The organism is Methylosinus trichosporium OB3b, assembly GCF_002752655.1.
GTDB classification, from domain to species: Bacteria; Pseudomonadota; Alphaproteobacteria; order Rhizobiales; family Beijerinckiaceae; genus Methylosinus; species Methylosinus trichosporium.
The window spans coordinates 4,318,006-4,331,539 of sequence record NZ_CP023737.1; the positions used below are offsets into that span (position 1 = coordinate 4,318,006).

Annotated in this window: 11 protein-coding genes; 7 read left to right on the top strand and 4 right to left on the bottom strand. The window is 67.6% G+C overall.

Annotated features, from left to right (window positions below; genetic code table 11):
• Positions 1–49 precede the first annotated feature (49 nt).
• Positions 50–349 carry a hypothetical protein gene (locus tag CQW49_RS20485; RefSeq protein WP_003611562.1) on the top strand — a complete coding sequence of 100 codons (300 nt, stop codon included), beginning with the start codon at positions 50–52 and terminating at the stop codon, positions 347–349.
• Positions 350–496: 147 nt separating this feature from the next.
• Here the strand turns inward: CQW49_RS20485 and ileS are convergent, their stop codons facing one another.
• The gene (gene ileS / locus CQW49_RS20490) at positions 497–3,610 is read right to left on the bottom strand and encodes an isoleucine--tRNA ligase (RefSeq protein WP_003611560.1); all 3,114 of its coding nucleotides are present in this window, start codon (positions 3,608–3,610) and stop codon (positions 497–499) included.
• A 466-nt stretch (positions 3,611–4,076) separates the two neighbouring features.
• Here ileS and CQW49_RS20500 point away from each other — a divergent pair, with 466 nt between their 5' ends.
• From CQW49_RS20500 to CQW49_RS20510, 3 genes are all read left to right on the top strand, one after another.
• Positions 4,077–4,973 carry a radical SAM protein gene (locus CQW49_RS20500; RefSeq protein ID WP_003611558.1) on the top strand — a complete coding sequence of 299 codons (897 nt, stop codon included), beginning with the start codon at positions 4,077–4,079 and terminating at the stop codon, positions 4,971–4,973.
• 230 nt (positions 4,974–5,203) lie between these two features.
• Positions 5,204–7,084 carry a putative bifunctional diguanylate cyclase/phosphodiesterase gene (locus tag CQW49_RS20505; RefSeq protein ID WP_003611555.1) on the top strand — a complete coding sequence of 627 codons (1,881 nt, stop codon included), beginning with the start codon at positions 5,204–5,206 and terminating at the stop codon, positions 7,082–7,084.
• A 157-nt stretch (positions 7,085–7,241) separates the two neighbouring features.
• Complete coding sequence (locus CQW49_RS20510) at positions 7,242–7,514, top strand: hypothetical protein (RefSeq protein ID WP_003611554.1); 273 nt, start codon at positions 7,242–7,244, stop codon at positions 7,512–7,514.
• A gap of 7 nt (positions 7,515–7,521) precedes the next feature.
• On the opposite strand, the gene CQW49_RS20515 is transcribed toward CQW49_RS20510, so the two are convergent.
• Entirely contained in the window at positions 7,522–8,862 is a 1,341-nt protein-coding gene (locus CQW49_RS20515) for an FAD-dependent monooxygenase (RefSeq protein WP_003611550.1), read from the bottom strand.
• 201 nt (positions 8,863–9,063) lie between these two features.
• Between CQW49_RS20515 and CQW49_RS20520 the strand changes: the two genes are divergently transcribed.
• Together CQW49_RS20520 and CQW49_RS20525 are read left to right on the top strand one after the other, a co-directional pair.
• Positions 9,064–10,014: a right-handed parallel beta-helix repeat-containing protein gene (locus CQW49_RS20520; RefSeq protein ID WP_003611548.1), complete on the top strand. Its 951-nt coding sequence runs from the start codon at positions 9,064–9,066 to the stop codon at positions 10,012–10,014.
• A 28-nt stretch (positions 10,015–10,042) separates the two neighbouring features.
• Complete coding sequence (locus tag CQW49_RS20525) at positions 10,043–10,969, top strand: right-handed parallel beta-helix repeat-containing protein (RefSeq protein WP_003611546.1); 927 nt, start codon at positions 10,043–10,045, stop codon at positions 10,967–10,969.
• A 96-nt stretch (positions 10,970–11,065) separates the two neighbouring features.
• Here the strand turns inward: CQW49_RS20525 and CQW49_RS20530 are convergent, their stop codons facing one another.
• On the bottom strand, positions 11,066–12,331 hold the full coding sequence (locus CQW49_RS20530; protein WP_003611545.1) for a leucine-rich repeat-containing protein kinase family protein: 1,266 nt from the start codon (positions 12,329–12,331) through the stop codon (positions 11,066–11,068).
• A 36-nt stretch (positions 12,332–12,367) separates the two neighbouring features.
• Here CQW49_RS20530 and CQW49_RS20535 point away from each other — a divergent pair, with 36 nt between their 5' ends.
• Positions 12,368–12,772, top strand: a complete 405-nt coding sequence (locus CQW49_RS20535; RefSeq protein WP_003611544.1) for a very short patch repair endonuclease — start codon at positions 12,368–12,370, stop codon at positions 12,770–12,772.
• A 112-nt stretch (positions 12,773–12,884) separates the two neighbouring features.
• Here the strand turns inward: CQW49_RS20535 and efp are convergent, their stop codons facing one another.
• Positions 12,885–13,457: an elongation factor P gene (gene efp / locus CQW49_RS20540; RefSeq protein WP_024749444.1), complete on the bottom strand. Its 573-nt coding sequence runs from the start codon at positions 13,455–13,457 to the stop codon at positions 12,885–12,887.
• Between the last annotated feature and the right edge of the window lie 77 nt (positions 13,458–13,534).

A 13,534-nucleotide genomic window follows, 5' to 3' on the forward strand; every position in this document is an offset into this window, starting at 1 on the left:
CGCCGCCGAGCGCTTATGTTCGGGCGGTCCGCCTGTTCGGAGACGCGCCATGACCAAACATCTGCCCCCGATAGCCGAGGAGTCGACGCCGGAGATCGAGATTCTGCCGCCCCCGCCACGCTCCGGAGCGCGCTCGCGCATTTGGATCGGCGGGACGAAGGGCGTGAAGGTCATCAAGGTCGGTCCCTTTGGCAGCCTGCTGCTCGCGCTCGCCTTCGCGGTCGTTCTGGCGCTCGGCTTCATCTTCCTCACCAGCGCCTTTCTGGTGCTGCTGCCGGTCGTGCTGGCGCTCGCCGCGATCTCTTATCTCACCGGCGCCTCGGGCAATCCGTTCCGCCGCCTGCCGTGACAGGCCACGTCGTCTCAGAGGAGGCGGCTGGCGCCGGCGCCTCCATCCGAATCATTCGTGAGTTCCAGCGGAGCCCGCCGCCCCTCTCCCCGCTCGCGAGGTGAGGTGAGGGGCCCGGGAGGGTTCGCGTCATCTCGAAGCGGCGTCTCACGCCGGCCATTTTCCCGCCGCCGCCAGCTCGCGCAGCGCCTGCGCGTCGCGGGGCGTGACGCCGGGGTGGTCGGGCGCGGCCGTCGCGGGATCGAAATATTTCCACGAGCGCGCGCATTTGACGCCCTCGGCGCGGCGCGGGATCACGGCGACCCCGGCGACTTCGGGCAGGCGGAAGGCCTCGGCCGGGCCGTCCTCCGCGCGGATCGCGACATCCGACACGATGCAGACCTCGGCGAAATCGACGCCCTCCAGCGCCGCGCGCAGCTCGGCGTCGGCGATATGGACGATCGGCGCCGCCTCCAGCGAGGAGCCGATGCGCTTTTGCGCGCGCTCGATCTCCAGCGCGCCGGTGACCACGGCGCGGATCGCGCGAAGCTTCTCCCATTTCTCGGCGAGGGCCGCGTCGCGCCATTCCGCTGGCAGGGCCGGGAAGGTCTCGAGATGCACCGAGACGGCGTCTGGATAGCGCGACAGCCACGCCTCCTCCGCGGTGAAGGCGAGGATCGGCGCGAGCCATGAGGCCACCGCGCGGAACACATCCTCCACCACGGTCAGCGCCGCCTTGCGCCGCAGGCTCGACGGCGGGTCGCAATAGAGCGCGTCCTTGCGGATGTCGAAGTAGAAGGCCGAGAGATCGCTGGTCAGGAAGGGCGTCAGCAGCGCGACGACCTTCTTGTAATCGAAGGCCGCATAAGCCGCTTCGACCTCCGCGCCGATCTCGGCGAGGCGATGCAGCACGAGGCGCTCGAGCTCCGGCAGATCGGCGAACGCCACGCGCTCCTCGATGCGATAATGCGCGAGCGTGCCGAGCATCCAGCGAATGGTGTTGCGCAGCTTGCGGTAATTGTCGGTGACGCTCTTCAAAATCTCCGGGCCGATGCGCTGATCGTCGCTGTAATCGACGCTCGCCACCCACAGCCGCAGAATATCGGCGCCGGCGTCGGCGATGACCTTCTGCGGCGCGACGACATTGCCTTTGGACTTCGACATTTTATGGCCGTGCTCGTCGAGCGTGAAGCCATGGGTCAGCACGATGTCATAGGGCGCGCGCCCGCGCGTGCCGCAGGATTCGAGCAGAGAGGAATGGAACCAGCCGCGATGCTGATCCGAGCCCTCGAGATAGAGCACTTCATCCTCGCCGCCGTCGCGTTCGCGCTTGATGCCGGCGAGGCCGGGGAAGTGAACGGAGTCCTCGAGCGTGAAGGCGTGCGTCGAGCCGGAGTCGAACCATACATCGAGCACATCGTCGATCTTCTCGTAATCGGCCGGATCATGGTCGGGCGCGAGAAAGCGCTTCGCCGCGCCTTCCTCGTACCAGGCGTCGGCTCCTTCCTTCTCGAAAGCTTCGGCGATCCGCGCATTGACGCGCGCGTCGACGAGAATCTCGTGTCCGCCCTTCTTCACGAACACGGCGATCGGCACGCCCCAGGCGCGCTGGCGCGACACCACCCAATCGGGACGATTGGCGATCATGCCGCGGATGCGGTTCTCGCCGGCCGCCGGCACCCATTGCGTGCGCGAGATCTCGTCGAGCGCGATGTCGCGCAGCGTCGGCGCATTGCTCCCTGGAGCGCCCTTCGAGACGGCGCTTCGCGCCTCCTCAGGACGAGGGGGCTGATGCGACGAGGACTCCCCAGTCCCCTCATCCTGAGGAGCCAGCGTCTCGAAGGATGGGCCGCCGGGCGCGCTCCTCGCGTCAGTGCTCAGCGAGAACGCCTTATCGAGCGCGATGAACCATTGCGGCGTGTTGCGGAAGATGACCGGCTTCTTCGAGCGCCATGAATGCGGATATTGATGCTTCAGCCGTCCGCGCGCGACGAGATTGCCGGCGCCGATCAGCGCTTGAATCACCGCCTCGTTGGCGTCGCCCTTGTCCCCCTTCTCGGTCAGCACGCGCTTGCCCGGAAAGCCCGGCGCCTCATCGGTGTAGAAACCGTCGGCGTCGACCGTGTAGGGGATGCGCGTATCGATTCCGCGCTCGGCGAGCATGCGCCCGCTCGCCATCCAGATATCGAAGTCCTCGCGGCCATGGCCGGGCGCGGTGTGGACGAAGCCGGTTCCCGTATCGTCGGTGACATGATCGCCGTCGAGCAGCGGCACAGCGAAATCATAGCCGAGATGCGCGAGCGGATGCGCGGCGACAAAGCCGCCGAGCTCGTCGGCCGGCACGTCGCGCACACGCTCGAAGCTCTCGACCTTGGCGGATTTGAACACGTCCTCCGCGAGCTTGTCGGCGAGCACATAACTCGCGCCGACCTTGGCCCAATTGTTTTCCGGCGCCGCGGTGACGCGATAAAGGCCATAGGCGATCTTGTGCGAATAGGAAATGGCGCGATTGCCCGGCAGCGTCCAGGGCGTCGTCGTCCAGATGACCACCGCGCCGGGACCATCCTTCACCGGAAAGGCGACATGCACCGTGTCGCTGACATGGTCCTCATATTCGACCTCGGCCTCGGCGAGCGCGGTCTTCTCCACGACGCTCCACATCACCGGCTTCGATCCGCGATAGAGCAAACCGTTCGCGGCGAATTTCATCAGCTCGCGGGCGATCTGCGCCTCGGCGGGAAAATTCATCGTCGCATAAGGATCGGCCCAGTCGCCGGTGACGCCGAGCCGCTTGAACTCCTCGCGCTGCACCGAGAGCCAATGCGCCGCATAGGCGCGGCATTCCTGGCGGAAGGCGACGATCGCCGCCGGATCGGCGAAGTCCGGCTTCTTCTTACCCTTCGCGCGATAATTCTCCTCCTCGATCTTCCATTCGATCGGCAGGCCGTGGCAGTCCCAGCCGGGCACGTAATTGCTGTCCTTGCCGGCCATCTGGCGGCTGCGGGTCACGAGGTCCTTGAGGATCTTGTTCAGCGCGTGGCCGATATGGATATTGCCATTGGCGTAGGGCGGTCCGTCGTGCAGCACGAATTTCGGCCGGCCCTTCGCCGCCGCGCGCAGCCTGCCATAGAGATCGATCTTCTCCCAGCGGGCGAGGATGTCCGGCTCGCGCTGCGGCAGGCCGGCGCGCATCGGAAACTCCGTCTGCGGCAGATAGAGGCTCTTGGAATAGTCGGGGCCTTTGTCGGTGCTCTTGTCGTTCTCTGTGCTTTTGTCGTTCATGGCGTCGGGAACCGAAAGCGGGGCGCGGACGCGGGGTCGGCGCGGCGGACCAGAAGGGGAGGACGGGGCGCCTGCGAGCGCCGAAAAACCCGGTCGCCGCGCGAGACATCAAGCTCGAGCGCGGGCCGGGCCCATAATTCGAATGCTGCGGCGCAGGATCATGAGCCGAATATCTATCAGCCCGAGGCCGCGCCGCCTAGTGGCCTGCTGCATCGAAATCGATGGGCCCTCGCGCTCCAGGGCCGCGCTTGGACCGCGAGCCTTCAGGCTCGCTCTTTGCGCCCCGTCGAACCGGCTGAAAGCCACTGTGGGCGGCCTCGAGTGCGAGCCTGAAGGCTCGCGGTCCAGGGAGCGCGCTCCGGAGCAGCCGCCCCATCGTCGAAGGATCGTTTCGCCGCGCTCGCCTTTCTTCCGAAACACCGCGAATGGCGCTAATGGGTCCGTTCGTCCGAGCCGAGAGAGCCTCATGACCTTGCTTCCCATCCGCTATGTCGAGCCTGTCTTTCGTCCGCCGAGCGAAGCAGATTCGCTGATCCTTCCGGTGACCGACGGCTGCTCCTGGAACCGCTGCGCCTTCTGCGAGATGTATACCGCGCCGCAGAAGCGCTTCCGCCCGCGCGACGAGGCGGAGGTGCTGGAGAGCCTGCGACGCTGCGGGGCCGAGCTCGGGGACAGCGTCAAGCGCGTCTTCCTCGCCGATGGCGACGCCATGACATTGTCGACGCGCCGCCTCGCGACCATTCTCGCGGCGATCCGCCGCGAGCTGCCGGGCGTGCGGCGCGTGTCGAGCTATTGCCTGCCGCGCAATGTCGGCAAGAAATCGGTCGAGGACTTGCGCGAGCTCGCCGATCTCGGCCTCTCGCTCGTCTATGTCGGCGCCGAATCCGGCGATGACGAGACGCTCGCGCGCATCGACAAGGGCGAGACCTTCGAGACGACGCGAGACGCATTGCACAAGCTCGGCGAAGCGGGGATCAAGCGCTCGGTGATGATCCTCAACGGACTGGGCGGCCGTGCGCTGTCGCGACAGCATGCGCTGGCCTCCGCCGCGCTGATGAACGCCGCGCAGCCCGAGTTTCTGGCGACGCTCGTCGTGAGCTTTCCACGCGGCGAGACGCGCTTTCGTGAACAGTTCGGCGCGTTCGAGCCGCTCGACGTGCTCGGACTGATGCAGGAGATGGAGCTGTTCCTCTCCACGCTGGAGCTGAAGCGCAGCGTGTTCCGCAGCGATCACGCCTCCAATTGGCTGATCCTCAGAGGAACGCTCGGCGCCGACAAGCCGCGGCTGCTGGCCGAGCTGCGCGCCGCCATCGCCGCGCCCGAGGCGGCGCCGCTGCGGCCCGCCTGGGCGCGTGGGCTGTAGGGCGGCGCGTCGGCGCGGATTTTAAGAAAAACATAATCAGTTCGGCTCAAGATGGCGGAATGATCGAGCTATATTCGTTGTTACGGCTCCGCTGGCAAAGCAGTTGCTGACGAGCTAGACGTATATGAACGCCGATCTGCGTAAGAATGGCGATGCCTCTTTGTCGGGGGCGCAGCTGTTCCGGCATCGATGCGGCGGCAACGTAAGCTTGTCTTCGAGGGCTGGATAGAATGCTCGCACTCGACTGTAAAGATTGTTCCAAGACAGCCGAAGGTCTGCGCGCGCTTCAGCATGATGTGCTCGAAAGCCTCGCGCGCGGCCGGTCGATCGGCGTCGTGATGGACAGGCTCTGCCGGCATGCCGAAGATCTGGCGCCGGGCGTCGTCTGCTCGGTGCTGTCCGTTGATCGGGCCGGACTGCTGCACACGCTCGCTGCGCCGAGCCTCCCGCAGCATTACTCGGCGATGATCGAAAATCTGGCGATCGGCCCGAATGTCGGCTCCTGCGGCGCTTGCGCCTGGTTCGGCGCGCCAGTGGAAAGCCGGGACGTCGCCACCGACAGCCGCTGGGCGAATTTCAGAAGCTCAGTGCTGCCGCTCGGCCTGCGCGCCTGCTGGTCGTCGCCGATCCATGCCTCCGATGGACGCGTGATCGGCACTATCGCCTTCTATTTTCCGACCTGCCGCGGTCCGAGCGAGCTCGAGAAGACGATCGTCGCGACCTGCGTGCATCTTTGCGCTCTCGCGCTCGAGAAGGAGGAGCGCAACGCGCGCATTCATCGGCTCGCTTATTATGATTCGCTCACCGGCGCCGCCAATCGCGTCGGTCTCGAGCGGCACGGCGAAATGGTGGCGGCGAAGGCGATCGACGAGGGCGCGCGCATCGCGCTCCATTGCGTCGATCTCGACAATTTCAAGGAGATCAATGACGCCTTCGGCCATCGCGCCGGCGACCTTCTGCTGAAGATGGTCGCGGATCGCATCGCCGCGCGTCTCGCGCCCGGTGATTTTTTTGCGCGCGTCGGCGGCGACGAGTTCGTCGTCGTGCAGGCGGGCGCGCGCTCGCGCGCCTGCGTGCGCGACTATGCCGCCAAGATCGCCGAGGCGGTGAGCGCGCCTTTCGATCTCGAGGACGCCAGCGTGACGATCGGCGTCAGCATCGGCGTCGCCTGCGCGCCGCGGGACGGCCGCGATCTTTCGACCTTGATGCAGAAGGGCGACATCGCTCTTTATGACGCCAAGGGCGACGGCCGCGGGCGCCTGCGCTTCTTCGACAGCGAGATCGAGGCCCGCGCCGCCGCGGAGCGGCAAATTCGTCAGGAGCTGAAACAGGCGGTCGCGGGGCGCCAGCTCGAGGTGCATTTTCAGCCGATGGTGGCGCTCTCCGCCGGGCGCGTCAGCGGCTATGAAGCGCTGGTTCGCTGGCGCCATCCGAGCGGCGAGCTGCTCTCGCCGGCGCAATTCCTGCCGTTCGCGGAGAAGGCGGGATTGATGAACGAGATCGGCGAATGGACGCTGCGCGAAGCCTGCGCGCTGGCGGCGGCGCATCTGCCGCCGGACACGCGCATTTGCGTCAATCTCTCGCCGACGCAGATCGAGAAGCCGGGCTTCGCGCTGGATGTCGCGCGCGCGATCGAAGCCGCGGGCCTGCCGCCGCGGCGGCTCGAGCTCGAGATCACCGAGTCGACCATTCTGGTCGAGAACGCCGCGACGATGAGCTGCCTCGAGGACATCAGGCGATTGGGCGTCTCCATCGCGCTCGACGATTTCGGCACCGGCTGCTCGGCGCTGTCGCATCTGCGCGCCTTTCCGATCGATCGCATCAAGATCGACCGCTCCTTCGTGCAGGAGGCGGTCGCGCGGCCAGAAACCGAGGCGATCGTGCGCATGATCATCGCGCTCGCGCGCGATCTGCATGCAGAGACCACGGCCGAGGGCGTCGAGACGAAGGAGCAGCTGCGCATGATGCGTCGTTTGGGCTGCGACGAGATTCAGGGCTATCTGGTCAGCCCTCCGCGATCGATCGACGATCTTCTGGCGAGCGAGCGCCGGGCCGTCGCACGCGCCTCGCGCTCGCGGAAAGCGCCGCTTCTGCAAGAAAAATCAGCCTGAAGGTCTCGCCGCCGCCCGGCGTCGGCGCGAGGCGGATGACGCCGTGATGCGCGGCGACGATCTCGCGCGCCGAATCTTGCATAGTCGAGACGAAGCGGAATGATCCATCGGTCCGGATCGCGGGCGCGATGGCGAAAGCGCGAAGAGGAGAGCGATAGTGGCGGAGGAACGGACATTCACGCGCGAGCGGCCGCAGACGGTGGGCGAGCTCATCGCGGCGTTGCAGAAATTCCCGGCCTCCGCGCGGGTGATGGTTCCCGGCGCGCAGGACAGCGTGCATGATTGCGGCGCGCCGATGATGACGCTGGTGATGCTCAACCGCTATCCCGACGACAAGCCGCAGCTCGGCCCGCACAAGGATGCGAGCGACATGAATGTCGACAAGGCCGTCGGCGTCGTTCTGCTCGCCGAGGCCGGCAGGGAGGTGTGACGCGCCCTCAGCGCCCCGCGCCGCGGCGGCCGGGGCGCAGCAGCGCCAGCGCCTCGCGCGCGGCGCCGACCAGCTCTGCGCCGGGGCGCGGGCGCTTGCCGCGCAGGCGCGGCTCTCTCGGCTCCTCGCCGCGCATCAGCCGCGGGCGCGCCAGATGCGGGGCCACGCCTTCGCGCATCACCGCGCGGCGCAGCGGCCCGAGCGCCGTCATCGCCACGAAGCCGGCGCCGCGGATGAGGTCGATCGGCAGATAGGGAATGATCAGCGAGCGGTTGAGCAGATCGACGCCATGGGTGCGGAAGCCGATGTCGGCGCGCCGCTGCAGCTCATAGCGCAGCAGCGCGCGAGACAATTCGCGCTCGTTGCGCAGATCGACGCTGGCGAGGCAATCTTCGAGATCGGCGACGTCGCGTAGGCTCAAGTTCAGCCCCTGCGCGCCGATCGGCGGAAACACATGGCAGGTCTCGCCGACGAGCGCGAGCCGCCCGGCGGTCAGTCGCGACACCTGCATTCCGCCCATGCGGAACTCGCCGATGTCGCTCTCGATCGTCATTGTCCCGAGCTTGCCATGGGCGTGATCCTCGAGCTCGTATTCGAGCTCGGCGCGCGGCTTGGCGAGGCGGCGGCGCGCATCGCGCGGGCTCATCAGCCATACGAGGCTGGAGCGATTCTCCGCCTCGCCGCACGCCGGCAGCGGCACCAGAGTGAAGGGGCCGGAGCGCGTGTGATATTCGGTCGAGATATTGTCGTGCGGCAGCTCATGGCGCAGCAGGGCGGTGAGCGCGATCTGCGGATAGGTCCATTCCTTGGTGTCGATTCCGGCGGCGTTGCGCGCGCGGCTGGCGCGGCCGTCGGCGGCGATCACGAATTGCGCCTCGATGCGGCGCCCGTCGGCGAGCCGCGCCGCGACGAGATCGCCCTCGAAATCATAATCGGCGATCTCCGCCTCGACGATCTCGATGCTTTCCGCTCGCGCGCGCTCCTGCAGGATCGCGGTCAGCTCGTCATTGGAGACATTGTAGCCGAAAGCGGGAAGATCGATCTCCTCGGCGCGCATCACCAGATCGGGCACCGGCAGCAGCTGATCGGTGTCGTCGATCATGCGGATGGTCTCGATCGGGCAGGCGGCGGCCTTCACCGCCTCGAGCGCGCCGATCGACTCGAGGAAGCGGACCGAGGCCTCGAACAGGGCGACCGTGCGGCCGGGCAGGGGCGCCGGCGGGCGTCCGGCGAGCGTCACCCGCCAGCCGGCGCGGGCGAAGGCGAGCGCGGCGGCGAGGCCCGTCGAGCCGGCGCCGGCGACGAGGATCTGCGTTTCGATGGGCGCTGCGCCCGCGGTCTCGGACATGGTCGGTTCTCCCTGTGGGGGTGAGCTTACACCATGGCCGCAGGATCGGGAAACCGGCGTCGGCGGACATGAGGAGCGCAAGGAGCGAGCCTGAAGGCCCGCGGTCCAGCGGCGCGCTCCGCCGCGTGCGCCGGCTCACATTGCGGCGATGACGCAATGGCTAATCAGAGAACCGTTGAAACGACGATTTCGGAGGCTCTCATGAAACGAACCTTGCTTCTCTCGACAATGGCCGCGACGGCGCTCGGCGCCTTTCAGGCGCAGGCGGCCGACCGCATCTATGTCTCCACGCGCAATGGCGCGGATGTTCTCGGATGCGGCGCGATCGCGGCGCCTTGCCGCAGCTTCCAATTCGCGCATGACCAGATCGCCGCCGGCGGTCAGGTGCAGGTGCTCGATCCGGGCGATTACGGTCCGGTCAACATCAACAAGGCGATCAGCATCGTGAATGACGGCGTCGGCGCCGCCGGCGTGCTGAGCATGAAGCCCAATCAGACTGCGATTTATGTCGGCGCGGGCGCGTCCGACGTGGTCACGCTGCGCGGTCTCACCATCGTCGGCGCGGGGACCGGGCAGGGCGGCGGCAATGGCGTTGCGCTGATCTCGGGCCGTCTCGTTCATATGGCGAATCTGCGCGTGCGCAAGCTGCTGTTCGGCATCGTCGCCGACGCGGTCGATTTCTCTCTCGTCGATTCGACTGTCACCGATACCGATTCGGCCATCGTCGTCGACCCGACCACCGGCGGCGTCAATGGCGTCATCGAGCGCGTCACCGCCTCGCATAATATGAGCTGGGGTCTGCAGGTCGACGCCAATGTGGCCAAGGGGCCGGTGAAGGTCGAGGCGAGCGACAGCGTGTTCACGGGCAATTGCAACGGCGTGCTGGTGAGCGCCTCGGCGCGGCAGCTCGCCGATGTGACCTTGCGCGAGATCGTCTCCAGCGGCAACGCCGCCTGCTCCTCGGGCGCGGGGATCGCCGCCGTCGGCGCGAGAGCGCTCGTGCGCCTCGCGCATTCGGTCGCGGCCGACAACGCCGTGGGCGTGATGATCGGCGCGGGTCCAGCCGTCGTCGAGAGCTATCGCGACAATGATCTGCGCGGCAATGGCGTCCCCGTCGCGGGCGGCGCGCTCACCATCGTTCCCAATCTGTGACGAACGAACGATCGAAAGGAACTCGACAATGATTTCGCACAGCGCTTTTCACCGTTATCTTCGCATTGGCCCCGCCGTCGCCGCGCTGCTCGTCGCCGCGCCCGCGCTCGCCGCTCCGGATGTGATCTATGTCTCCGGCAAGGGCAATGACGCCAACGCCTGCGACACCATCAACCTGCCGTGCCTGACGCTGCAGGCCTCGCACAACAAGGTGGCGTCCGGCGGCACGGTGGTCATCATCGACAGCGGCGACTACAAGCCCGTCGTCATCAAGAAGTCGATCAGCATCGTCAATGAGAGCGCCGGCGTCGCCGACATCGCGCAGCCGGCCGCTGGCGGCGACGCGATCACCATCGTCGCGGGCAAGGAAGACGTCGTGCATCTGCGCGGGCTCTCGCTCGACGGCGCCGGCGTCGCCGCGAATGGCGTCCGGCTGAAGAGCGCGGGCTCGCTGCACATCGCCGATTGCGTCGCGCGCCGCTTCGCCACCGCGGCCTATCTCATCGCGCCGGTCACGAAGACCTCCCTCGTCCTCGACAATGCGACGGGCGCGGACAGCACGGCCGGCGTCGATATCTCGCCGCTCGACGGCGCGGTGAAGGGCGTGATCGAGAACTCGCGCTTTTCCGGCAACAAATCCTTCGGCGTTCGCGTCCAACGCGGAAGCGTGATGAGCCTCGTCGGCGGCTTCTCCACGAAGAACGACGTCGGCGTCGTCGCGAGCGGCGGCGGCGTCGTGTCGGCGCGCAACGCCGTCTCGAGCAACAACCGTTCGATCGGCTTCTCCGCGACCGACAAGGGCTCGATCCTGCGTCTCGCGCATTCGGTGGCGAGCGGCAATGCGACCGGCGCCTCGGCGGCGGCCGGCGGGCAGGTGGAGAGCTATCGCGACAATAATCTGCGCGGCAATGGCGTCGCGACCGCCGGCGTCTTCCTGGCGGTGGCGACGCAGTAAGGCCCGAACAACGGCGCCGGCCGCCTCCTCTCCCCGCTTGCGCCGCTTGCGGGGAGAGGAGGCGGCGACGCGATTGTTCTTGCCCGAAAGCGTGGATCAGAGCCGGCGGCTCAGCTCCTGCGCTACATCGGCCATCGACGGGCGCCCGTGCGGCTGGAGACAGGCGCGGGCCAGCGCGCGCAGCGGCTCGGCGTCGCTCAGCGCCGCCAGCTCCTCGAGCAGCACGCCGAAGGCGCGGACCTCCACGCGCGTCCAGCGCTCGTCCCCTTCCGGCAGCGCGCTCGCGGCGCCGAAATCGGCGAGCGCGGCCTCGCCGTCGCGCCCGTCCCAGACGATATTGTGCGCATAGAGATCGCCATGCAGCACGCCGCATGCGTGCAGATGCGCGGCCGCCGTCGCGATCCCGCGCGCGAGACGCAGCGCCGCCGCCGGCTCGAGGCGCAGCGCCTCGTCATAGACGTCGCGGCTGCAGCTCGTAAAATCGGGCGGCCCGGCGAGCGCGCGCCAATGCTCTGGCAGCAGCGGCGTCATCAGTCCGGCGCGGCCCTCTGGATGGCCCACGACGCGCCCGAGCGCAGAAACGAGATGTGGATGCCCCCCGGCGGAAAGGCTCGCCGCCATCTCGCTCTCGGGCGCGCCGTCGCTGGTCATCGCGCCGCGGAACAGCTTCACCGCAACGGAGCGCCCGCGCCATGTCGCGCGAAACACATCGCCGGAGGCGCCGCCGCCGAGACGCGCGCCGAGCTCGATCTCGGCCCATGGCGCCGCCGCGGCGCGCGCGGCGGGGAGGGCGCGCTCCGCCGGATTGCCGTTCCAGGAGATCCAGGCGAGCGTCGGGATGTCGCCGAGCCAGGCGGGAAGCGTCTCGAAGCGATTGGCGGCGAGACGGATCAGCTCCAGCGCCGGCGCCTCGGCCAGCCCGCGCGGAAGCGCCGACAGCCGATTGCCGGCCAGCATCAGTTTTTGCAGCTGCGGCCGCTGCGCCAATGCATCGGGCAGGCGCTCGATGCGATTGTCGGTGAGCGTCAGCCAGCGCAGCGAAGGCGGCAGGGATTCGGCCGGTATCTCGCGCAGTCCGGCGGCGCGAAAGCCGATCTGGGCGAGGCTCTCGCAGTCGCCGAGCGCGGGCGGCAGACGCTCGAAGCGATTATTCGAAGCGAACAGAATGCGCAGCCGGCGCAGCCGGCCCATATCGTCGGGCAGCGCTGTCAGCGCGCCGCCGCCGATATCGAGAACCTCCAGCGTGTCGGCGAGGCCGAAGACCTCCCGCGGCAGCTCCGTGAGGCCGGGCAGGCGCAGCGCCCGTGCGCCGGAGAGATCGCCGCGGCGCAGAGCGTCGAGATCGGAAGCGTGTTTCGGCATTTCTCTTTCGCTCCGTCTCGATTATTCACAGGATCGATGCAGACGGAAGACCCCGCCCGCCGCTCGGCGATCATGCGCGCGGTCAAATCGCGCGACACCTCGCCCGAGCGCGCGGTGCGAGCGCTGCTGCGCGGTTTCGCGCCGTATTATCGGCTGCACCGTAAAGACGTTCCCGGCAATCCGGATATCGCCTATGTCGGGCGAAAGCTCGCGATTTTCGTGCATGGCTGCTTCTGGCACGGCCATGATTGCGCGCGCGGCGCCCGCGCGCCCAAGGCGAACGCAGATTATTGGCGCGCCAAGATCGCCCGCAACCGCGCCCGCGACGCCGCCCATGCCGAAAGGCTCGCGGCGCTCGGCTGGCGCGCGCTGGTGGTGTGGGAATGCGAACTGAAGGACCGCGCGGCGCTGGAGAGGAAGCTGCGGGCGTTTGTGGCGTGACTGAACGAGCGAGCGCAGCGCCGGTCTTCATGAGCTTTGAAGAGAACCGACGACGCCCGCCGCCTCCTCTCGCCACGAGCGGGGAGAGGAGGCGGCGGGCGTCGCTGAAGCGTCAGTCCTTCGCGCGCTCGACGTAGCTGCCGTCTTCCGTCTGGATCACGATGCGCGTGCCGGCCTGAATGTGCGGGGGCACCATCACGCGGGCGCCATTGGAGGCGATCGCGGGCTTATAGGAGGAGGAGGCGGTCTGGCCCTTCATCGCCGGCTCGGTCTCGGTGATCTCGAGCGTCACGCGCGCCGGCAGCTGGATCGCCACCGCGACGCCGTTGAACAGCGACAGAATGCAGACCATGCCTTCCTGCAGCCATTGCGCCTGATCGCCGATCACGTCCTTGGGCACGATGACCTGATCATAGGTCGCGGTGTTCATGAAGGTGAAGCCGTCGTCGTCGCCGAACAAATAGCTGAAATCCTGGTCCTCGACGAAGGCGCGCTCGACCTGCTCGGTGGTCTTGTAGCGGTCGGCGACCTTCACCCCGTCGGCGAGACGGCGCATGTCGATCTGCGTCGTCGGCGTGCCCTTGCCGGGGAAGAAGCTCTCGGCCTTCAGCACCACATAGAGGTGGCCGTCCTCCTTCTCGATGATATTGCCCTTGCGGATCGAACTGGCGATGACTTTCACGATTTTCCATCCTCGATTGCTGGCCGCGCTCGGCGGGTCTATGAACCTTATGGGGATCGAGCCGCGCGCGCCGCTCTCGA

Bases quoted from the DNA above. Each gene is read 5' to 3' on its own strand.
- ileS (WP_003611560.1), bottom strand. From the start codon at position 3,610: ATGAACGACAAAAGCACAGAGAACGACAAGAGCACCGACAAAGGCCCC.
- CQW49_RS20500 (WP_003611558.1), top strand. From the start codon at position 4,077: ATGACCTTGCTTCCCATCCGCTATGTCGAGCCTGTCTTTCGTCCGCCG.
- CQW49_RS20520 (WP_003611548.1), top strand. From the start codon at position 9,064: ATGAAACGAACCTTGCTTCTCTCGACAATGGCCGCGACGGCGCTCGGC.
- CQW49_RS20525 (WP_003611546.1), top strand. From the start codon at position 10,043: ATGATTTCGCACAGCGCTTTTCACCGTTATCTTCGCATTGGCCCCGCC.
- CQW49_RS20535 (WP_003611544.1), top strand. From the start codon at position 12,368: ATGCAGACGGAAGACCCCGCCCGCCGCTCGGCGATCATGCGCGCGGTC.
- CQW49_RS20485 (WP_003611562.1), top strand. From the start codon at position 50: ATGACCAAACATCTGCCCCCGATAGCCGAGGAGTCGACGCCGGAGATC.
- CQW49_RS20505 (WP_003611555.1), top strand. From the start codon at position 5,204: ATGCTCGCACTCGACTGTAAAGATTGTTCCAAGACAGCCGAAGGTCTG.
- CQW49_RS20515 (WP_003611550.1), bottom strand. From the start codon at position 8,862: ATGTCCGAGACCGCGGGCGCAGCGCCCATCGAAACGCAGATCCTCGTC.
- CQW49_RS20530 (WP_003611545.1), bottom strand. From the start codon at position 12,331: ATGCCGAAACACGCTTCCGATCTCGACGCTCTGCGCCGCGGCGATCTC.